At 35.6% G+C, this 22,447-nt stretch carries 13 protein-coding genes; all 13 read right to left on the reverse strand.

The features are described 5' to 3' along the window. Positions 1-28: 28 nt before the first annotated feature. Positions 29-346, reverse strand: a complete 318-nt coding sequence (rhaM, locus tag BM371_RS13030; RefSeq protein WP_317039980.1) for an L-rhamnose mutarotase — start codon at positions 344-346, stop codon at positions 29-31. Between the two features lie 3 nt (positions 347-349). Beyond that, positions 350-1,438 (reverse strand): L-rhamnose/proton symporter RhaT, encoded by a 1,089-nt coding sequence (gene rhaT / locus BM371_RS13035; RefSeq protein ID WP_034678397.1) that lies wholly within the window; start codon positions 1,436-1,438, stop codon positions 350-352. A 520-nt stretch (positions 1,439-1,958) separates the two neighbouring features. Then, positions 1,959-3,116 (reverse strand): glycoside hydrolase family 88/105 protein, encoded by a 1,158-nt coding sequence (locus BM371_RS13040; protein WP_034678400.1) that lies wholly within the window; start codon positions 3,114-3,116, stop codon positions 1,959-1,961. 250 nt (positions 3,117-3,366) lie between these two features. Continuing rightward, positions 3,367-4,143 carry an SGNH/GDSL hydrolase family protein gene (locus BM371_RS13045; protein WP_034678402.1) on the reverse strand — a complete coding sequence of 259 codons (777 nt, stop codon included), beginning with the start codon at positions 4,141-4,143 and terminating at the stop codon, positions 3,367-3,369. A 214-nt stretch (positions 4,144-4,357) separates the two neighbouring features. Next, positions 4,358-6,232: a rhamnogalacturonan lyase gene (locus tag BM371_RS13050; protein WP_034678404.1), complete on the reverse strand. Its 1,875-nt coding sequence runs from the start codon at positions 6,230-6,232 to the stop codon at positions 4,358-4,360. A gap of 534 nt (positions 6,233-6,766) precedes the next feature. Then, positions 6,767-7,570, reverse strand: coding sequence for a lacto-N-biose phosphorylase central domain-containing protein (locus BM371_RS13055; RefSeq protein WP_051882950.1), 804 nt, complete (start codon positions 7,568-7,570; stop codon positions 6,767-6,769). A 130-nt stretch (positions 7,571-7,700) separates the two neighbouring features. Further along, positions 7,701-10,475 carry a glycosyl hydrolase gene (locus BM371_RS13060; RefSeq protein ID WP_034678407.1) on the reverse strand — a complete coding sequence of 925 codons (2,775 nt, stop codon included), beginning with the start codon at positions 10,473-10,475 and terminating at the stop codon, positions 7,701-7,703. A 242-nt stretch (positions 10,476-10,717) separates the two neighbouring features. Then, entirely contained in the window at positions 10,718-12,040 is a 1,323-nt protein-coding gene (locus BM371_RS13065; protein ID WP_034678409.1) for a rhamnogalacturonan acetylesterase, read from the reverse strand. Between the two features lie 3 nt (positions 12,041-12,043). Next, positions 12,044-14,899 carry a glycoside hydrolase family 2 protein gene (locus BM371_RS13070; RefSeq protein WP_034678412.1) on the reverse strand — a complete coding sequence of 952 codons (2,856 nt, stop codon included), beginning with the start codon at positions 14,897-14,899 and terminating at the stop codon, positions 12,044-12,046. Continuing rightward, positions 14,899-16,275, reverse strand: a complete 1,377-nt coding sequence (locus BM371_RS13075; RefSeq protein WP_034678413.1) for a rhamnogalacturonidase — start codon at positions 16,273-16,275, stop codon at positions 14,899-14,901. The genes BM371_RS13070 and BM371_RS13075 overlap by 1 nt, the downstream gene beginning before the upstream one ends. Positions 16,276-16,448: 173 nt before the next feature. Beyond that, positions 16,449-19,448 carry a LamG-like jellyroll fold domain-containing protein gene (locus BM371_RS13080; protein ID WP_034678414.1) on the reverse strand — a complete coding sequence of 1,000 codons (3,000 nt, stop codon included), beginning with the start codon at positions 19,446-19,448 and terminating at the stop codon, positions 16,449-16,451. 566 nt (positions 19,449-20,014) lie between these two features. Beyond that, the gene (locus BM371_RS13085; protein ID WP_034678415.1) at positions 20,015-20,815 is read right to left on the reverse strand and encodes a helix-turn-helix domain-containing protein; all 801 of its coding nucleotides are present in this window, start codon (positions 20,813-20,815) and stop codon (positions 20,015-20,017) included. A 63-nt stretch (positions 20,816-20,878) separates the two neighbouring features. Next, positions 20,879-22,294 (reverse strand): aldehyde dehydrogenase family protein, encoded by a 1,416-nt coding sequence (locus tag BM371_RS13090; protein WP_034678418.1) that lies wholly within the window; start codon positions 22,292-22,294, stop codon positions 20,879-20,881. Positions 22,295-22,447: the final 153 nt, after the last annotated feature.

Genomic DNA, 22,447 nt, shown 5'->3' on the forward strand with positions numbered 1-22,447 from the left:
TATTTATCTTAAAATGTTGCAATTCTTATTATTCCAGATAAAATACCTCTTCTAAACTGATACTTCTCGGAGAATTATCTTTGTTGGTCTGCATAATGTCTTTATTATGTTCCCACCATTTTTGCATAACAGGCTGTAATGGTAAATTTTGATATTCCATCTCTTTACTGCATTTTAAAACACCAAATAAAAGATGTGTTTCTTCGTCTAAAAAAATCGAATAATCTTCCACTCCAGATTCTTTTAAAAGAACTTTAAGCTCTGGCCAGATTTCTTTGTGACGTCTTTTATATTCTTCTTCGAAACCTTCATGAAGAAACATTTTAAATGCAATTCTTCTCATCATTAATTATCTTAATGAATTCCCGTATCCTACAATTAAAATAGAAACAAACATTACAATCATCCCGACAACAATTGTAGAAATTGTTTTTTTGGAAACACCTTTCCATTCTTTGATGACAACTCCCCAAAGATTGGCAATCAAAATAATAAATGCCATATGCAGAATCCATGAACTTGGGCCGTTCCCCATTTTACTTTCCCCCATTCCGTAGAAGAAGAATTGTAAGAACCACATTGTTCCTGCTAAAGCGCAGAAAATGATATTTTTTACAACGGGAACATTTTTCTTAGAATAATCAGTATATGATTTATTTTTAAATGAAAGATAAAGACAACCAATAAGATTGGAAGCCATCCCACCCCAAAGCACAACGATATAGGTAACATTATTCTGAAATAAAAATTCTCCCTGTCCCGGATTTGCCAGTTTCCAGGCTTCGTTTGCCACAGATGCCATTGGTTTTCCTGCCTCAAGTCCGAAATTGAAACAGGCACTCAAAACACCGGAAATAATAGCAACGGTTAATCCTAAACCAAATTTATATTCAGTTTTTACTTCCACTCCATGTGGATCAATAGATTCAGTTTGAAGCTCTTTGTCTTTCATCACACCCGCTTTCCCGCTGATGATAATCCCGACAACACAAACTAAAAGTCCCAATAATACAAACTGTCCCCAACTGCTGGAAAACATGAGACCGATATTATCTTTTCCTGCTTCAGGAGAAAATTCATAATAAATAGATGGAACGAGCGAACCAATAACCATCGTCAACCCCAACATGATGCTGCTTCCAAGTGCCACTCCTAAATAACGGACACCCAAACCGTACATAAAACCGCCGATTCCCCAAAGCGCACCGAACAAAAAGGTCAATCCTAAAATTGATGAAGATTCATTCTGAATGATTTCCCAAAAATTGGGAATGGTAAGAAATGCAGCCAAAGGCGGAACAATAATCCACGAAAATACGCCGCCAACCAACCAAAAAGTTTCCCATTGCCAACCTTTTACTTTTTTATAAGGCATATAAAAACTGCCCGAAGCAAAGCCTCCGAGAAAATGGAAAATCACTCCTAATAATGCATTCATAATTTATTCTAATTGATTGATGTTGAAAATTACCAAGATGAAACCGATTGCGCATCTTGTAGTGTCATGCTAAAATTTTCGATAAAATAAGAATTTTTGCAATGTCTCAAAAAGGTTATTTAAAACACTATCTTATTGACACTTACACAGATTTCATATTAATTTTAAACCTAAAATATTTCCCAAAACATAGAGCAGTGTGCATTATTTGACCTTATCATATAAAAAAATGTTATGAGATCAAATCTCCAAAAATGAAATAAAGGTAAAAGTATTTTAACGCAATGTTCGCAAAGTTAATGTTTGAATGCTTTATTTTTTCTGTTCGCAAGGGCGCTCCGCTCAGCAAATGACAACTGAAAACATATATTAAAATTATTGTTTACAAAAAACCTTAGAAAAACGCTTAGGTTTGAGGAAATAAAAAAACCTGATGAATTAAAAAATCCATCAGGTCAAATTATTTAAAAACCATGTAATCATACTTGGTTCTTTTTACTTTTTACTTGTTTCTTTAAACCTACTTCAATTTATAAACCTCACTTCCCGCCAATAAAAAGCATCCCAATCCATAATCTTCAAAATCAGGAATTTTATCAACCGCTAAAGGTTGTCCGTCCTTAGGCTCCTTTCCGGTTCCCTGAACCCAACCTAAAAATCCGTTGGGCTGAACTGAATCTTTTACCATTGCGTTCCATGCTTTTACTAAAACCGGTAAATAAGTATCTCTGTCAATTAAATTATTGTTCACTCCATAAGCCATTCCATACACAAAAAGTGCAGTTCCTGTCGTTTCTTTTCCGCCATAATTGGTTGGATCATGAAGACTTACATTCCAGAAACCGTCTTCTCTCTGAATCGGAAGTAAGGCTGCCAACAAATCTTTATAATCCTTCAGATATTCCTGGTAATGAGGATCTGTTTTCGGAGTATCCTGCAGCGTTTTCGCTAATGCAGCCACTACCCAACCGTTTCCACGGCTCCAGTAACAATCTTCACCATTCGGTTCTTTGTAAGGCGGGACAAAACTTTTGTCTCTCCACCAGATTTTGTCCTGTTGATTATAAAGTCCGTTTCCACCGTGCTTGTATTTCGTATAAGCGTACATTTCGTAGTTTTTATCAAAATACTTCTGCTCGCCTGTGATTCTACCCAGTTTAGTAAAAATCGGCATCGACATTTGTAGCGCATCAATCCACCACCAATCATCAACCTTTGGTGTTGCAATCATACTGTCCATCGCTGATTTCACGTTTTTGATTCTTTCAGGATTTTTTCTTCCGTCGATTTCATACAAATCAATGTAGGTCTGTCCACAAGCCTGATGATCGGCATTTCTGGTGTACGTTCCACGTTGTAAATCCCAATTATGATTGTTTGCCCATGACATTGCGTAATCGTAATATTCTTTTTTCGGATCTACCGAATACAAAGCCATCAAACCTTCATAGTAAACCGCTCTCGTCCAAAGATTACTTGGCCATACTTTTTTTCCGACAATATCTTTTTTTGTATCCGGCCACTTGTTCATAAAATATTGGTTGGCTCTTCTCGAAACTTCCAAAACTTCTTTTTTGTTAGGAAGTTCAACCTTCGCAGTGGTATTTTTCTGTACTGAACAGGAGGTCATTCCTGCGATAATCAGTGCGAAAAAACCTGTTGTTAATAGCTTTTTCATAAGTATTATATATTTATTTTTCTTTATTATTTTCTTTAACGCTAAGTTATATTTAACAAGACAATGCATATTTCCGTTCGCAAAGGCGTTTGACTGCGTCGAATCTCCCGATTTCACTCAGCTAAGGTATATGCTATCATTTGCTGAACATAAACTGAAAGTTTACGAACGAAGTTCTGCCCTTGCGAACGAAAACATTTGCTGATTCTTTTTTTTAATTCCTTGCGATCTCAGCGTTTAAAATCATGTGTTACTTTAAGTATCTTCTAAGTTCACATTTCTTTAAATCTTTAATTCCTTTCGCCACCAGTTCAGCATTTACAATTGCTCCTTCTTTGTTGGTATGCGTATGATCTTTTGGGAAATAAGCATTTACTTTTTCAACGCCCATTTTCTCATATTTTTCGATAACCATTGTATTTAAATCTAAAAAATAAGCTCCGGTTTGCTGGGCGACTTCTTTTGCCCAAACTCCGTACTGATCCTTTTCTATTTTTCCTTTATCATTAAATTTATTCCTCGGAACTGGCGAAACAATAATAGGAACCGCTCCTTTTGATTTCGCTTCGTTCGCATATTTTCTCATATAATATCCGAAAGTATAAACAGTTTCATTTACCTTTCGAATCGGATTGTAAATATCTTTCGATTCTTCTCCAATACCTTTGATTGTTCCTCTTGCTCTTAACGTATCCGCTAATTCGCCACCATCATTATGACCAAACTGCATCAACACATAATCACCTTTTTTAATGGTTTTCATAATGGAATCCCAGCGACCTTCTGTTAAAAAAGTTCTGCTGCTACGACCACCTTTTGCATGATTCTGAATTTCAATTTTATTGGTATTTAAAAATAAACCCATAAAACTTCCCCATCCCCAAAGTGAATCCGCACCTTTTCCAGAACCATTTTGTACGGTAGAATCTCCTATGATGTAAAGCACCGGTTTATCCTGGAGTTTTTGAAATGATGCACCAATCAAAATGACCAAAGCAATAATTGGAATGATGAATTTTATTTTCATAATACTTTTATTTTTTGAACACGAAGCTCAACAGAGTTTTTATTTAAATATTCTTTTTTCGTTTCACAGAGCCGCTTCGCTTATAGAAGGTCAATATGAAAATCTTTGATTTTCAAAACTTATGTGTTCTTTTTAAAATTCGAATCATAAAACTTAAAAATAATTTATGTATTTAAATCTTTTGTGACTTTTGCGGTTTAAAATACAGCCTATTTTATTTCTTTCTAGTAACAATATTCGGTTTCGGCATTTCCTTAATCGATTCATCCAAGTAGTAATCTGTATGTGGCGGCTGGTTGTACCCAACATTTTGCCACACAATGCTCAATCGATATTGAGGATTGTGCATCAAAGTGTATAATCTGTGTTTTGTCGGAATTGTTGTAGAAAAAATCCTCAATTCCTGATTATCGGCTGTTCTGTAAATCAATTCCTCACGCCAATCTCCGAATAAATCGGCAACTAAAGCAGGATTTTTCTTCGTCCCGTTATTCGATTCACACTGATAATTTTTAGCATCAAAAATGACATTTGATTTCTCCTTTTTCCAATCCCATTTTGAAACAACTGTTCCGTCTAAAATTTCGCTTAAAAAATCTCCGTCCCAATAAATTCCCATATTGGCAGGCGGATTTTTATCACTTATTTTTTTTCCTTTTGCGTTGTAAACACCTTTCAATCCAGCTCCGGCTGCCCAAGATTCTGAACCTTCGTAACGAGGATCGATATTGAGAGATAAACCTCTTCCGGGCCCCTGAAACTTGCTTGCCTGACTGTAAACACTAGAAGGTAATTTCCACAAGACTTTGCCCGATTTTCCATCTCTGAAATGCGCTCCCGCATCATCAAATCTTTCCTGAATATCAAAAATTTCCAATCCCGGATTGGTTGGGTCTAAATCTCCGACGTGCAAAGCATCGCCATGACCGTAACCTGTACTGTTCAAAACTTTTCCGTCATCATCAACGGTCATTGCACCGAAAACAATTTCATCTTTTCCGTCATTATCAACATCGGCAACCGTTAAATTATGATTTCCCTGTCCACGATATTGTTTATTTTCTTCCGAACTTTCGGTATCAAAAAGCCATCGCAAACTGAGTTTTTTATCTTTAAAATTCCAAGCTGCAATCGCTGTTCTTGTATAATAGCCTCTCGACATAATCAAACTTGGCGTTTTTCCATCGAGGTAAGCAACAGCACCTAAAAATCGGTCGACGCGGTTTCCTTTCGCATCGCCCCAAGTTTCGGTCATTTCTTCGTTGTTTGGGTTTAAACTTCCTGCAAATCGTGGAACTACATAATTAACGGTGTGAATTTCAGCACCGGTTTGTCCGTCAAAAACTGTCAAATATTCCGGTCCGGAAAGAATCATTCCGTTTTCGTTGACGTAATTTTTGTTTGGGTCTCCAATGAATTTTCCCTTTCCGTCTTTGCTCCCATCAGCAGTTTTCATTACGATTTCTGCTTTTCCGTCCTGGTCTAAATCATAGACTAAAAACTGTGTATAATGTGCGCCTTCCCTGATATTTTTTCCTAAATTAATTTCCCATAAAAATGTTCCATCTAATTTATAAGCCTGAATAATCGGCGGGTCTGTTTCTCCTTTTTGACTGTTATCTTTCGACCTTCCGGTTTGGTGAAGAATAATTTCGTATTCTCCGTCCCCATCCAAGTCGGCAATCGAAGCATCGTTTGGAGTGTAACCTTGCGGCGTTTTCAATGGAATTGAAAAATAAGGTTTTTGATTTGCCGTATATTTTGCAAAATCCTGGTCAACTTCCTGATGTTGTGTATTTGATTTTACAAAATACGTATAGCTTTTCCTTTTGTCAGCGGTTTTATCTAAAAAATTCGTTTCGTTGAGCAAAGGTTTTTCATTCAGCTTTTTCGTCTGATTATTTTCTGTACGATATACATCGAAATGGGTATTCTGAGCTTCTGTTCCCAGCAATCGCCAACTTACAAAAACTCCTGAATCTGCCGGAATGGCAACAATTCCTCTTTTCAGGTATTCCATTTGTCTTTGGGCAAAGAATGTTTGCGAAAGAAATAATGCGGATGTAATAAATATGTATTTGATTTTCATAATTATACCTTTTTTCACTTTTTTCTATAAAAAAAGAAGAAGTAACGGGTCGCTCCTCCGGAGCTTGTTTTTATGGTCTTCATTTTTCTACTAACAGTAAATCCCGATGGGATTTCAAGACGTTCCACTAAGAACGGACTGTTAATAGAAAATAATCATTCAATGAATTAAAGCTCTAGAAGAGCGACCTGTTAATTGTATTTCGATTTTTTATCACTTTACCTTTTACCTAAAGCCAGATTTTAACCGTAGCCTTTCGAAATAAACTTCCTATTCTTCGATTTTTTTTGCATTGAATTTATCTCTATTGTTTTATTTTTACTTTGAATCGATGAATCTCGTTCCTCGATTTTTCGCAGCCCGACTTGAACGGAAATCCTTTTTTGCTATGACTTTAATTTCTATCTAAACCAAAATCGTCGTGCAAAAAAGATTGACTTCGTCGAACCACTTCGTTAGGTTTGGGAGTGGAAGGCGGATTAAGCTGCCCAAATAATACCAATCACTAAATTTCAATCGATTGCACAAAATTGTTTATTTTTGAGAAACTTGCTTCAACAACCATTTAACCCATTCTTCAGTTCCCTGATAATTGGTAAAATCTGCGGGTAATTTTTTGCCGTCGATATATTCGTTATAACACCACGGGTCACCCAATGCGAAAACAGTTCCTTTACCAAATTTTGCAATGGCTGCAATATTTTTACCTTCCGCCGACAACAATTCTTTTGCCGGACTTTTTACAGAAATCGTCGCCACTTCTTTCATATACAATTTTTGCTCAGAGAAAATTTCGTTTCCGGCAGGAACCATAACTTTTCCTTGTTCAAATTCTCTTTTCTGGACTCTGTTGTAACTGTCTTCATTGAAATGAATGCCGAATTTTTCTGCTAAATGATTGAAATGTTCGAACTCAGAATTTCCTTTATCGTTGCTTAGCAAAACCAAAACACCTCCTTTTTCAACCCATTTTACTAAATTTTTAATAGATTTTGCATCAATCAAATTGGCTTTTCCACCGTACGCTTCTTTGTCGATATCGGCATCTACAATGATGTAAATATTGGCATTTTTTAAATCATTTTTTGAAGGAGCTGTTGTTAATGTACTGATTTCCGCACCCTGCTTTTGGAAGATTTCGCCCAACAAAGAAAATCCTCCATAGGTTGTATCATTCCAAGTATAATGAGAGGATTCCAAAACTTTGGTTTCTTTATTTTCTCTTTTTTCGTTGTTGAAAAAGTTGTCTAAAACAACTTTCGGTTTGTTCTGAGCACTGGAAAATCCGAATGCGAGAAGACTTCCTAATGCAAATGTTTTTACGATATTTTTATTCATAAATCTTTATTTTTATTTCTAAAAGGCTTCGACAATCTCAGCCTGACAAAGCTAAATATAACGTTTATTATTAGAGATGTCACACTGAGCTTGTCGAAGTGTCTCTATTTATTAATTCCTTCTTTTAAAATTATTTTGAGAAATATACAGGAATTAATTGAATTTCACCATCCAATCCTGAAGGTTGCACTTTCCAATTGGATGCATCAAAAGGCTTATAGTTAATATTCACAAAGTTAATTTCGTGGTAATTTCGCCATTGGATTTTATTCTGGTCCATATAACTGATTCGGTTTGCCATCAGATTTGAAACCTCAATCTGAATGGTATTTTTCCCTTTTTTCAAATATTTTCCGACATTGATTTCAAATGGATTGCTCCAAACAATTCCAGCGTCTTGTCTATTGACAATCACTTTTGCACTTTCGTAGAGTTTGTCAAATTTCAACTGATAATCATCTGCATTTTTCTTTTTTAAATTCAAAGTTGTTGTATAAATTCCAGTTCCGGAGAAGCTTTGCGTTGAAGGTTCTTCTGTGAAATTCGTCCAAGGTTGAAGTTTCGTTAACGTTCTGGATTTCGGAAGTTCAGGACCGCCTTCTTTGAAAGTTAGTTGCCAATTTTGGTTTAAAATAATTGGAGCTTCTGTTTTTTCAACATATTTCCATTTTGGAATCGATGAATCTGTATTTTCTGAAGCTTTTATAATTAAAGATTCTCCTGATTTTAATTGAATCCTAACTGAATTATTCTGAATTTCAGAAATTCCAAAATCTCCATTTTCAGGATTCATTAAAACGACTTGTTTTCCAATATAATTTAATGGAATATTTTGATTCATTTCTTTCGAAGTATGATTGACAATGTAATAAAATTTCCCGCCATCGAATTGTCTTCTGACAAACTTCAATCCAGTATCGGTTAATTTTTCTCTTTCAATTTTTAAATATTCTAAACCTTTTTTGACATCAGAACTTAATATGATTTTTCCTTTTCCGAAAGTTGCCAATTTTAAATTCCCATTTTCCTGAAAAGGAATTGATTTCCATAAAGCCTGTAAATCTGATTTTCTTTTTTCGGACTCAAAAAATCCTGGAATATTTTTCGGCTCGTTTTGAAATATGATAGATGCGCCGTTTTGAGCTAAATTTAAAATGTTTTTTAAGGTTGATTCAGGTAAATAATCAAGCTGAGGAATGATGAGAACTTGGTAAGAACCTCCTTCTTTTGAAACCTGAATATTTTGATTATCCAGTTTTGCTTTGCCAATCATTTTGTCAGAAACCATATCCAAAGAATATCCGGATTTACCTAATTTATCGAGGTTTTTATAGAATTCTGTCGGCTGTAACCACTTTTCAATATTGTGAATTTTAAACGCCACATCTTTACCTTTCGGATTTGCCCATTGGTCATATATTGGCCAATAAATCAACAGTTCATTATCCGATTTTCCGCTTTGTAAAACACTTTGCGTTCTCGCAACGTAAGAATTTAATCCCGTTAAATGTGACCACAAACTGTTTTCAGGAACAAAATTGGTCGATGCATAAAAAAGCCAACCCGGGAATTTCACATCCGCCGGAGTGTAAGTCGTTCCGTGATAGAAAACGTGATTAATTCCTGATAAAAACACCTGCTCAACTTCCGGTTTTGCCTGTGACCACGAGGTTTTAAAATGTTCAGTCAGCCAAGTAAAAGTTTCGTTTGAAATCAGTTTTTTTCCCATCACATTTGCTGCCGAAGAAGAAAATTTTAGCATATTAATATCCGGAACATCAGATTTCTGAATATCTGCGCTGTCTCTTTTCAAACCTACGACATCGAAAGGCGTACTTCCAAAAGTTTCAGATTCGGGAATATCGACTGCAGCGTATAAATCCAGTAAATTCCCTGGCGAACCGTGCGCCTGATTGGTATTTTTTGAGTTTTTGGAATGCGCCCAATTCGTGAAATTTTCTGTAAAATTATCAATAATCAGTTCGCTCATCGTTTCACGGTAATCCGATTTTATCCTTCCGGCAATCTCACTTTCATTATCCTCTACCAAATATTTGATGTAAGGAGCTAAGTCATATCCTCTTCTTTTTTTGAATTCATCTTTAAAATCGGCAGTCCAATCTGCATTGTAAACCTCATAACTATCATTAAAAAACGAACGCACTCCATAGTTTGAATTTCCAAAAGCTGTATCGAATGTTTTCAGATAATCTTTGGTCGCATCGGGAGAAAAATGGTCTAAAGTATAGCCATCGCCACCAGGAGCGGCACGTTTTACCTTTTGTAAAGTTTTACCGATAAAAACTGCATAAATTTTCCATTTTCCAGAGGTTGGTTTCCAGTTTAACGTTCCGTCTGGAGACACTTTATCTGTTAAGATTACCGCTTCATTTTTCTCGTTATAAGCGGTTACAATATCGAGTTTTATGGTTTTTAAATTTTTCTGTTTTTCGTCTTTCAGAACAATTCTTTCAGAAAATTTTTCATTCGACTGAATTGTGTAGGTCTGAACAACCATTTTTGTTGCAGCATCCTGCTCGTCAACCTGCGGACCGCCGATTGGCCAACCTGTTCCGACTGCCATATCAACGCCCATTTTCAAACTTTTTGCTTTATCAGTCGTAAACTGGAGCATTTTCATCCATTCCGGAGAAAGATAATTGATGTATTGGCTTTCAAACCCTTTTGCTCCGTAAATCGGAACAATTTCAACGCCTCCGAAACCTGCATTAGAAAGGGTTGTCAATTGTTTGTCTAAACCTTTTTCGTCAACAGCACTTCCCATCCACCACCAACGTGTCCATGGTTTTGCGGTCTCGGTGGTTTTTGGCCACGGATTTTGTGCGGAGAGATTTCCGAAGGCAAAACAGAGAACGCTGAGTTTGACTATATTTTTAATTTTCATTTTTTAACTTTTAATTTTTAACCACAAAAGTCACAAAAGATTTAACACATAAGTTATTTTTAAGTTTGTGATTCGACTTTTGAGAAGAACACATTAGCTTTAAAACTTGGGTGCTCATTTCTAAACCTTTGTTTTTAGCATTTGTCATTTCGAGGAACGAGAAATCTATTTAAAATTAAGATTCTTCACTCCACTTCGTTTCGTTCTGAATGACAAGCTGCATATTATTACTCACAAAAATTTTAATTTCCATCCGGTTTTAAAGATTCCATATAGACAGATTCTGGCCAATGGAATTTTTCCACATCATCAGGTTTATTTGGGTTAAAATTTTTATAATGCTTTGAAATATATTTTTTTAAAGATAAATTTTGATCTACAATTGATTTTACAACGCATTGCGCCAATTCGTAAGCTCCGTAAGGATTGAAATGCGTATCATCCGCCAAAGCAGTTTTTTGATTCGGATACGAATTTGCCGGATAATGAACGAAAGCTTTCTTTGCATTTTCAGGTCCCATGGCTTCGAATAATGTTTTGCTTAATGCATTCAAATCAATTAAATCTACTTTTTCTTCTTTGGCAATTTCTCTCATTGCATCTGGAAAATCATCTAAAGTATTGACGATTTTATTATTTTCATCAAAAACTCTGCGGTTCATTGAAGTAACCAAAACAGGAATTGCTCCCAATTCTTTGGCCTTTAAAATCCATTCTTTCAATCTTTTTCTGTAACCTGATTTTGTACTGTTGCCTGCTTTTTGGTCGTTGTGTCCAAACTGAATGAAAAGATAATCTCCGGCCCTTATTTTATTCCAGATTTTATCGATTCGGTGGCGGTCTTCAAAGGCTTTCAAAGTTTCTCCACTTTCAGCATAATTGGCAATGACAAGTTCATTCGGAACAAAAAAATACGGTAACATCTGTCCCCAAGAAGCCCATGGTTCATACTGCGCGTCCACAACTGTGGAATCGCCCGTCAGGTAAATCGTCTTCACTGTTTTGTTGGCCTGAATGATTACCGAACAAACTTTTGGAGCTTTATCATTAAATTCAATCGTTAAAAGATTGTCCCAATGTAAATATTTTGTTTCTCTTGGCTTTAATTTTACAATTCCGATATTTTCGCCGTTTTGATTTCGAATGATGCTGTCTTTTACGTGAACAGTGATTGTTTTTTCAACAATTTCACCTTGTTTTGTTTTGATATCATTCAATATCAATCGACGGTTTTCTACCCGAACTGTTGTTTCTGAAATTCCTTTTGTATCGCCTAAATTCAATTTAATATCATAATTTCCTTCAGGAATTGCCACCGAAAAATAGAAAGGTTTGTCGTTCGTAATAAAATCTCCCGTCAAAGCATTTCCTCCATTGTCAACAGATTTTAAACCGGAAATATCCATAAATCCGTAACCCAGTTTCTTATCAAATTTTGAAGTTGGATTAATTGGAATAAATCCTTTTTCCACTCTTTCGCCACCAAAATCAAACTTGAAAGTAGTTTGTTGAGAAAACATCCACGAACAAATAAAAATCATTAAAAATCCTACTCTATTTTTCATAATTTAATCCGTTAATATATTTTCTTTTGGCATTGTAAACTGCTTGTTTTCATCTCCTAAATCCGGCAATCCGAAGTAGAAATATAAGGTTCTTTTGAATGTCCCATTCAGATGATTGGGTTCGCTTTCTAATCCTAAAGATTCGGTTTTATCGTTAATGTTAAACGCTAAAACAGTTCCCAAAGGTGGAATTGCATCCAAAAATGAAATATTTCCGCTTGGCAATTTCGGATAACCTTCCGCTCCGTAAATTCCGTAAAAATCAAAAAGTCTGACGAACATTTTTTCTTCTTTGGTTCCGACCGTAATTTTTCCTTCTGCTGTATCCAATTGCAACCACGAAACATCATCAAAATAGCCTTTAAATTCAGGATAAATCCAAGGTGAAAAACCAGTTCTGGTTGAGTTTTTCAGATTTTGCCAAACGTTGTAAGTCTGTCCTTGAGTTCTGTTTTTCCAAACGTGGTAAGGTCCTTTTCCGAGCCATTTTGAATTGATAACGTAATTCTCAGGATAATCGAAGCTTACGCCTGAAAACGGATAATCTCCTGATAAAGAATATTCATAATTTAATTCTAAAATTCCGTTTGGATTGAGTTTCCAAATTATTTTATTTCCGTTTTTGTAATTGACTTCAATCAGTTGATTTTGTTCTTCTGCAAAAGATTTTATGGAAGATAATTCCATTGTTCCGTTTACGAAAACAGGGCCATTTTTGAAGGTCATTTTTTTGCCTTTTTTATCAACAATCACTGACTTTAAAAGTCCATCTTTTTTTCCAATAGCAAATTCTTTTTCGTCTGATTTTAAAATAAATAATGAATCATTTTCAACAACAGAAACCTGATTTGTCTTAATTAAAGATGTAGAAAACCGTTTTGAAATTTCATCATTAGACTTCAATTTCCAAGTCCACGTGTAAATTTCTTTTCCGAAAGAATCGGTTGCCGTTAATAACAAACCTTCATTTTCTTTCCAGTTTGTAGGAAGATTTAAATTGACATTTCCTTTTTCAGTTGGTTTAATATTTGGCGATTCTGCTTTTCCTGTTTTAATAATATCAAAACCAGATTCAGACGAAAATGGTGTTTTAAACTTAATTAATTTCCATTCAAACTGACACTCCTTTAGATTCGTAAAATGATACCGGTTTTCCACAGGAATATTTCCGTTAAAATTATTAGGCAAGGTTTTTAAATCAATTTTTACCGGACTGTAAATTTCACGGATAGCATAAAAACTTCCCTCTTTTTCACGATGCGGTCCCAAAACTCCGTCGGGTGCATTGATTGCATTCACATCAATCTGATTATTGAAATCTGTTCGCACCAAACCCTCATCTACAAAAGCCCACAGAAAACCGCCTGCTCCTTTTTTAGAATTCCAGTGAAGTTCCCAATAATCGGCTAGAGAAGTTCCGCCACCGCCATCGTCCTGAGCGTGAAGAAACTCAGTCGGCATATAAATATTTTCACCTTCGAGGATTTTTTTTGTGCTGTAATAATCTTCGTAATGATTGCAGTCTATTCCGTTGAAAGCGTTTCCTGGCTTGTGATGCGCGTGAATTACTGGTCGGTTTGACAGGTCATATTTTGCATATTCTGAATCCAAATCAAAATTATGTCCGCCTTCATTTCCGTTGCTCCAGAAAATGATGGATGGATGGTTTGCATCTCTCGCAACCATTTCTTTCACAAGCTTTTTGCCAACTCCGGTGCTGTATTTTTTTTGCCAACCCGCCAATTCATCCAAAACATATAAACCGAGAGAATCGCAAATTTTCAAAAACGATTTATTCGGTGGATAATGAGCACAGCGAACGGCATTCATATTCATTTCTTTGATGAGTTGAACATCCATCAAATCTACATTTTCCGTGACTGCTCTACCCGTTTCCGGCCACCAGACGTGACGGTTGATGCCTTTCATTTTGATTTTGGTTCCGTTGATGTAAATGCCGTCGCCTTTGCGGATTTCAATCGTTCGGAAACCGAATTTTTCTTCGGTGTGGCTGATTGTTTTTTTGTTTTTATTTAAAGTAAATTTTGCTTTGTATAAATTCGGAGTTTCAGCCGTCCAGAGTTTTGGATTTTTAACTGAAAACTGAATCTGTTTTAAAGTATCGCCTTTCTGAATGGTCACCTGAGATTCGCCAACCAGATTATTTTTAACATCAAAAATTTCAACTTTTAAACTATTGACAGAGTTGATTCCTTTTAAATGAATATCAGAACGGAAAGTTCCATCTGCTTTGGCATCGATTGATGTTGATGAAATATGTTCTTTTGAGTTGGCTTCTAAATAAACAGGACGGAAAATTCCACCTAAAATCCAGTAATCTGCTAACCTTTCTGCATTGTTGACAGATTTATCAGCCGACATTTTGGAAACTTTTACTTCAAGAATATTTTCTTTTCCGAACTGAATTTTATCTGAAATATCATATTTAAATTCGTAAAAAGCGCCCTCATGAATTTCTCCGGCCAATTTTCCGTTGATTTTCACTTCGGTATCGGTCATCGAGCCTTCAAAAACGATGTTAATGGTTTTTCCTTTCCAGGAATTAGGAACGGTGAATTTGTGTTCGTACAAACCGGTTTCGTCGTGAAACTTGAAGTTTTTACCATACGTTACATAATCCCGACCGTAATTGTAAGAACCGAAACCTTGTTGTTCCCAATGAGAAGGCACGTTTATTTTGCTCCAACTTCCTGATTTTCTCCCTGAATTTATCCAAAAATCCCATTCTTTGGTGTGTTCAGCGTCTTTCCCAGTTAAGAATTGAATTTCTTTAGACTGAGAAAACAAAAGCTGTGAACAGACACATAAAAGAGCAAATATTTTGGAAGAAAAACTCATTATTTCGCAGCAATGTCGGAGTCGTCTTTTTTGTCGTAAGATTGCGTAAGAGAAGCTACTTTCGTTACATTAACTTTGGTTTGCTTTAAATTTTGAATGTTACTTAAATTTTCAATTTCTGGTTTTAAAGCCTTGATTTTTAAGTTTTCAAAAGTGAAATCTTTTAAATCAAACAAATCTGACTTTTCAATGGAAAATGCCGTTTCGCAAATTAAATCGATGTTTTTAACCGTAATATTATTTGCCAAACCTTTTCTCGGTCTTGCTTCACCTTTTAAATCAAAAAACTGATTCCATCCTTTTACATAAATAAAGGTTTTTACGTTTCCTTTAATATTGTCAACAGTAAGATATTCGTAATGTTGAGGCGTATCGGGACGCATTTTTAAGTGTAGCAATCTTGATGCATCTTTCACGGTAGAATTTCTTAAAATCACATTGTAATTGTGAATCGATTCACTTCCACAAGTCAAAACCGAGTGGCAAAATCCGAAATTGTTGTCTTCAATCAAAATATTTCTGTTTTCTCCGTTGTTTGGATCAACATCGGCTTTCGGACCTTTTCCCCCTTTTAATGCAATGGCGTCGTCATTTACCGACATATAACAATTTTTAATCAGAAAATTCGTGCAGGCATCGATATCTACGGCATCTGTACTTGGTGCCTTTACTGGTTCTTTCGGGGCTACAATTGTCAGGTTTAACAATTTAACAAAATGAGATTTGTAATAATGTGTGCTCCAGAACGGCGAATTTTTGACGGTAATTCCTTCAATCTGAATATTTTTTGAGTTTGAAACATAAATAATTCGAGGTCTCATTTCATCCATATTGGTGCATTTAGGATTCCACTCTCGTCTTTTCCAGAATGATTTCCAGAAACGAAGTCCGTTTCCATCCAAGGTTCCTTTACCTGAAATTGTGAAACCATCTAATCCGTCTGCATTAATTAAAGCCGGAAAATATTTTACGGTTTGTCCTTCCATTCTGGTTGTCATTACCGGAAAATCGTTGATATCATCGCTTCCTTTCAGTTTTGCTCCGTTTTCTAAATATAAATGAGTTCCCTGTTTAAAGAAAACCGAACTGATCAAGAAGGTTCCTTTCGGCACGAAGATGACACCGCCTCCGTTTTTCGCAGCTAAATCAATAATCTCCTGAAGCTTTTTGGTCTGAAGAACCGTACTGTCATTCTTCATTCCGTTTTCAGTAATGATGTATTTTTTTCCTAATTTACTGATGTCGGTTGGTTTGTTTTCTTTGAACCATTTCGGAATGGCTGTTCCGTCCGGGAATTTATCCTGGCTTTTTAATTCCGAAAAAGAAAAGAACAATGAAAAAGCTAAGAAAAGCTTTGATATATTTTGAAATGTCATAATCGATTTTGTATAGCTAATAAACGAAAATAAAAATAGAGTTTTTGGCAATTTGAAGCATCCTGCTCTTTCATGTTGGGAATTTTAAACTAAAAAAAACAATTTAAAATATAAATCCCTTCAAATAGCTTTGAAAGGATTTATTAATATAATATGAATGAAATTTAAGTAGATTATTCAAAAATTATTTTAAAATTACTGTTTAGATTTTCTCCGGAAACATTCAGGATGTAGTTACCAGATATTTTTGTGTTGGCGATATTCAGTTTGAAAATACCATTTCCATCAGTATTGATTTTTTCTTTCATCATAATTTTCCCGCTCATATCGAGTACTGTAGCGGTAAGATCTGATCTTTTATAATCCGGTAGTTTGATGAAAAGCTGGTCTTTAACGGGATTCGGATATACTGTTCCTGCATTTTTACTGATACTGAATTCTGCATTTCCTAAGACTGCCTGATTGTATAAAGCATTTATTTCCGTAGAAGTTAGCGCATAGTTATACATTTTAAGCTCATCAAAAGCACCTTTATACGGAGCAGAAGCATTAGCGGTTGATAAAAATTCCAGCTCGCCGATATTTCCAAGAACCAGATCACTTGGCTCACCGATACCTGTAACTACAGTTTCATCACCTTCACTGCTAAGAACACCGTTTGTATAAATTCTCATTTTATGCGAAGTAATATCTCTCTGGATTACCACATGAACCCAATTGCCTGTAAAATAATTGGCGATCGGTGAAGTGATTTCTTTTTTCGTAATGTCATCATCAATCGCATATCTAAGCTGACCGCCTTTAATTTCTATATTAAAACGTTTTCCTGTTGCACCAGTCGTTATATTTTTAGTAAATGATCCTTTACACAACACATAAAGACTCGTGGAAGACGACGACGGAATCATGGTTGTCGGCGCTTTCATCCAGAAAGAAATCGTAAAAGAGTTATTGTTGAATAAGATCTGATCCTGATGCGGAATACTTGCGATATACATATTATTTGATGCTGTTGCAAAATCCAGTGCATTATTTTCTTTACCCGGTATTCTTACACTGCTGTTATCAAAGGCAGTATCTAAAACTCCGTGATTGGCAAATGAACTTATATCTGCGATCTGTGCTCCTGTAGCTGGTGCTTCTGAGAATGGCCAGTTCCCAACAAGAACTGGAGTGAGTGCACGGAATTTCCAAACATCTCCTGTAGTTGTACCAAGATTATTTACTGCATCAATTCTCCAATAATAATCTGTTGATGTGTTTAAATTGTTAAGTTGATATGAAGGTATCGCACTGTAAGTCACTGTTCCAACATTAACTAAATTCTGAGGATCTGTTCCTAAATAGACAGAATATGTGGTTGTGTTTGTACTTCCTGACCATTTTAACGATAAATTACCGTTTGTAAGCTCTACCTGATTATTCATATTTGCAGGAACAGGATTTGTTGCTTTTGTAGGCGCAGACGGAATTGGCGGAGTAGTAATTGAAGCATTGGATGTGTAAACCGATGACTCCGTAGCATTTGTAGCTTTTACCCTGTAATAATATTGGGTATTGGGCGTTAATCCCGAATCGTTATAACTTGTTGTATCAGCCGGAAGTGTTGCAATTACGGTAAAATTTGTTCCATCCCCTGAACGTTCAACGATATAGTTGGTTTCATTATTTGCATTATCCAACCAATTCACTGTTAAAGAACTTGAAGGGGGAACCTGAGTTGAAACGGCATTGGTAAAATTCAGATTGGTTGGCGGGATGATAAAAGCAGGAGGTGTGCTGTTTGGCAAACTGTTGATGTAAACCTCGATATTCAGATACGGAGCATGAGCTGTACTCACTGCCAAAGCATCAAAAACATTTGGATTCAGTCCATTTGCAGTTTCCCATGCATCGGGCATACCGTCATTATCTGTATCCAGCGGAGCCGGAGCGCCATAAATATGTCCTGCTCCGCCATTGGTAAACCCAAACTGAGTTGTAAGATCACTTTGTATATATACATAAGTTGCTGTTGTTCCTTTAGACATCAGATCTGAAACCATCAACTGATCTACCTGATCACGCTTTGGGAAAGAAGCTCCTACTTTTGCAACAATATTATCGAACGCAGCCTGAGCGGTTAACACAGGATTTTTCATCGGATAATCATAAGCTGTTGACTGTATTGCTGTTAAATCTCCTACAGGATAACCTGTTAAATCCTGAGGAACTAAAGCTCCGTCTAAGATTCCGTTTTTGTTATTATCAAAATAATTTCCTTCGCCGTATAAATTAAAATTAGCATTTCCTACACTGAAGGGTGTAAAAACTGTACTGCTTGTATTGGGACCTCCAATAAAATAATTGTTGATGATATTAGCATATGATGCACCCGCCGAATCTCCACCCATAATGTATGCTTCACCAGATTGCGTGTGTCCATAAGTATTTCCGTAATTTCCCCAGTTGTATACGACGTTGTTTACAAATTCGTTAATTCCTTTTATTTTATTATTTCTGGTTTTATTGCATATATATAAATTTCCGATCAGACTGACTTTTCCGCCTGCAGGAGGCTGAATTAATCCACCTGCTGAATGATTATGACGATGCAATCCCTGTCCGATAATAGAATTCTGAATGGTGATATTATCCGGGCTTGTTCCGTTATTGTCCCAATTTATAGAAAATACCTCATCCGTACCCCAACTGAAAGTCATGTGATCCAGAATGATGTTTGCGCCGTTTGCAATTCCGGAAGCGTCCTGATTCTGAGAAGTTCCACCATAACGAAGACGAAGAAATCTTGCGATCGTGTTGTTGGCTCCAGAAAAAGATACTCTTGGTCCTAAAAACAAAACACCTTCTCCGGGAGCGGTTTGTCCCGCAATGGTTGTATTGCTTGCTACCGCTACTACGGATTGTAAATTGATAATTCCTCCGACTTTAAAAATAACAAATCTGCCCGGTTGGCTTACTGCGTCACGAAATGAACCGGGACCGCTGTCATTTAAATTCGTAACCAAATAAATTTGTGGATTCGCAGCCCCTCTTGCTCCTGTTGTAAATCTTCCGAAACCCGTAGCTTCAGGAAAAGCGAGCGTCTGAGCGTGTAATTCTGCAGTGGAAAATACTAATCCACAAAACAGCAAAGATTTGAGAACTTTACCAGATAGTAGTGATTTTTTCATAATATTAATTTTGTGTTAACTAATCTAACAACAAACGTAAAGTGCAGCATCCTGCCCCATCCTGTCTACACATTAGAGATCAACATATTACAACAAAAACACAGGTAAAAAGGTGATTTATCGACCTATTGAATAATTCAGAAGATAAAAATTAGGGTATGATTTCTTACGAAGAAGCCTTTGTAAATAAAAATTTAAGCAAAAAAAATCTCACAATAAATGCAAGAAATCATTAAAATAAGAAATTTAGCTAAATTTATTTATCGAATGTCACTTTAAAAAGCTTTTTGAGAATTAAGAATAAAACAATACAATACTTATTATTTATAAAAAACATATTCCATTATATATACTTTCAGACAACATTATTATCTATAAAAACCACCTTCTTAATATATTTTAAAAGTGAAAAATATTTTATTCTAATATACCTCATGACCCATTTTTTATTTTAGCTAATGGTTACAAATAGTGTACCACAGTTTTTATCTCATCCTGGGATTTGAAGTTTAAGCCAACTTAAAATAGCGTTGTCAATTCATAAATCATTGATAAAAGATTAAATATTAATTAGTTTTAACTGTTTGCGTAGGGCTATAGCCAAAATATTTTTTGAATGCATATGAAAAATGCGACAGGTCTTCAAACCCAAGATCAATAAAAATATCGGATGCTAATTTTTCTTTTTCTTTGATCAAAAAGTGAGCTTCATCCAGTCGTTTTTGAAGAATCCATTGGTGGGGTGAAGTGTGAAATGTTTTTTCAAAATCTCTTTTAAAAGTTGCCAAACTTCTTCCTGTAAGATATGCGAAACGTTCAAGATGAACATTGTAACGATAATTTTGAATCATAAAAGCTTCCAAATCAATTTTATGCGGCTCAGAAAAATTAAAAAGAATATTTTTGAGTTCCGGTTGAGACTGCACCAAAATAAGTATGAGTTCTTTTATTTTCAGATCGACAAGATGTTTATTATTAAAACTGTCACTTTGAATGATACTTTTTAAAGAAATAAAAAAACTCTCAATCAGTTCATTAATTGTAATGGAAACAAGCGGTTTCGTCTCTTCAAAAAGTTCGGACGTGAAGTTGTATTCTTTTGCAGCATTTCTAAGATTTTCTTCGCTCAGATAAATATTCATGCTCTCAAAAACACCATTTTGGGGTGGATATTTTACAAATTTCACGAGCTGGTTTTTACGGATCAGGTTCAGATGCCCTTCTTCAGCAAGATATGTTTTTTTACCATCTGCCAATGCAAAACTTCCCGACAACTGATACGAAATTGTATGTTGAGGAACAAAATTTTCACCTTTCCTGCTGATTTCGTGATAACAGGTATACAGAATGTCTGATTTTTCGCTCATGATTTTAATAATAAACGATAAAACGCTATCGTTGAGATAACGCTTTATCAAATTTACACATTATTACTTTAGAATAGCTTTTGTTTCTAAATAAGGCATTAATCCATATTCACCGTATTCCCGACCGATTCCCGATTGTTTAAAACCACCAAACGGAACCATCGGATCATGACGGAATCCGTTGATGCAAATTCTTCCTGCATCTATTTTTGAAGCTACCTTTTCTGCTCTTTCAGGATCTGCCGAACTGATATAAGCTGCCAAACCATAGGGAGTATCATTGGCAATTTTTATCGCATCTTCTTCATCTTTGTAAGGAATAATACATAGAACAGGGCCGAAAATTTCTTCCTGAGCAATTCTCATTTCGTTTTTTACATTGGTAAAAATAGTTGCTTGCACAAAATTTCCAGCTTCTAGTCCTTTTGGTTTTCCCAGACCGCCAGTTAATATGTTTGCGCCTTCATCAATTCCTATTTTAATATAATTCTGAACCCTTTCAAATTGTTTTACGCTCACCATAGGTCCGATGTTGGTTTCTTCATGATCCGGTAAACCTACAATGATTTTTTCAGCTACAGATTTTGCAATTGCATTCACCTCATCAAGTTTATTCTGAGGAACTAAAAGTCTGGTCGGAGCAATACAGGCTTGTCCGCTGTTCATGTACGCTCCATAAATTGCCATCGGAATTACCTGATGCAGATCTGCATCATCCAGAATAATATTTGGAGATTTCCCACCCAGTTCTAAGGTGACACGCTTCATAGTATCGACTGCATTTTTAGCAATTAATTTTCCTACAGCCGTTGATCCGGTAAAAGAAATTTTAGTAATATCGGGATTGTTAGTTAATTCTGTTCCTACAACATTTCCGAGCCCGGTCACAAAATTCACGACTCCTTCTGGTAAACCTGCATTGTGAAATGCATCCATCAGAACCTGTGTTTGCAAACTGCTCATTTCGCTTGGTTTTATGACAACAGTACATCCTGCTGCAATTGCCGTCGCTACTTTGCTTGTTATGGAACTGTTGCTTGCATTCCATGGAGTAATAATGGCAACTACACCAACCGGTTGTAATTTTATAGTTGAAGAATTGATATTTCTTGTAAATTCAAAATTCTGAAGAACATCAATCATACTGTCGAACCAACTTCCGGTGTGTTGATTACTCATTGTTACAAACTGTCGTGTTCCTCCATATTCTTTAATCATGACTTCAATAAGTTCCTCCTTTTTTTCATTCACTGCTTTTTTCAACTTTTCAAGATAATGAATACGTTCGGAAACAGTGGTTTGTGAAAATGTTTTGAAAGCTTGCTTTGCTGCGGTAATTGCTTTTTGGGCATCCACTTTATCAGCGAGTATCACTTCACCAATTTTTTTATTATTTGAAGGATTAATGAGATCGAAAATTTCCGTTCCTTGTGGTGTTACAAATTCACCATTAATGTAAATTTTATTTACCTTTTTCATTTTATTTAATTTTAATAAAACAAAGGTAAAGCAGGCACAATTCTTTCATTTTGTAAAAAAGCTCAATCTCCTTTGTAAAAGAGCTCAGATATAAGTAGAATATCGGCTAAAGAAAATATTATAGTTGGTAAGTTTTAAACTCAATAAAAATTT

The sequence above is a fragment of the Chryseobacterium formosense genome (assembly GCF_900116415.1).
Lineage (GTDB): Bacteria > Bacteroidota > Bacteroidia > Flavobacteriales > Weeksellaceae > Chryseobacterium > Chryseobacterium formosense.

What these genes read in the sequence shown, in the direction of transcription:
- BM371_RS13090 (WP_034678418.1), bottom strand. Translation starts at nt 22,294, where the DNA reads ATGAAAAAGGTAAATAAAATTTACATTAATGGTGAATTTGTAACACCA.
- BM371_RS13060 (WP_034678407.1), bottom strand. Translation starts at nt 10,475, where the DNA reads ATGAAAATTAAAAATATAGTCAAACTCAGCGTTCTCTGTTTTGCCTTC.
- BM371_RS13040 (WP_034678400.1), bottom strand. Translation starts at nt 3,116, where the DNA reads ATGAAAAAGCTATTAACAACAGGTTTTTTCGCACTGATTATCGCAGGA.
- BM371_RS13065 (WP_034678409.1), bottom strand. Translation starts at nt 12,040, where the DNA reads ATGAAAAATAGAGTAGGATTTTTAATGATTTTTATTTGTTCGTGGATG.
- BM371_RS13085 (WP_034678415.1), bottom strand. Translation starts at nt 20,815, where the DNA reads ATGAGCGAAAAATCAGACATTCTGTATACCTGTTATCACGAAATCAGC.
- BM371_RS13080 (WP_034678414.1), bottom strand. Translation starts at nt 19,448, where the DNA reads ATGAAAAAATCACTACTATCTGGTAAAGTTCTCAAATCTTTGCTGTTT.
- BM371_RS13070 (WP_034678412.1), bottom strand. Translation starts at nt 14,899, where the DNA reads ATGAGTTTTTCTTCCAAAATATTTGCTCTTTTATGTGTCTGTTCACAG.
- BM371_RS13075 (WP_034678413.1), bottom strand. Translation starts at nt 16,275, where the DNA reads ATGACATTTCAAAATATATCAAAGCTTTTCTTAGCTTTTTCATTGTTC.
- BM371_RS13045 (WP_034678402.1), bottom strand. Translation starts at nt 4,143, where the DNA reads ATGAAAATAAAATTCATCATTCCAATTATTGCTTTGGTCATTTTGATT.
- rhaT (WP_034678397.1), bottom strand. Translation starts at nt 1,438, where the DNA reads ATGAATGCATTATTAGGAGTGATTTTCCATTTTCTCGGAGGCTTTGCT.
- BM371_RS13055 (WP_051882950.1), bottom strand. Translation starts at nt 7,570, where the DNA reads ATGAATAAAAATATCGTAAAAACATTTGCATTAGGAAGTCTTCTCGCA.
- rhaM (WP_317039980.1), bottom strand. Translation starts at nt 346, where the DNA reads ATGATGAGAAGAATTGCATTTAAAATGTTTCTTCATGAAGGTTTCGAA.
- BM371_RS13050 (WP_034678404.1), bottom strand. Translation starts at nt 6,232, where the DNA reads ATGAAAATCAAATACATATTTATTACATCCGCATTATTTCTTTCGCAA.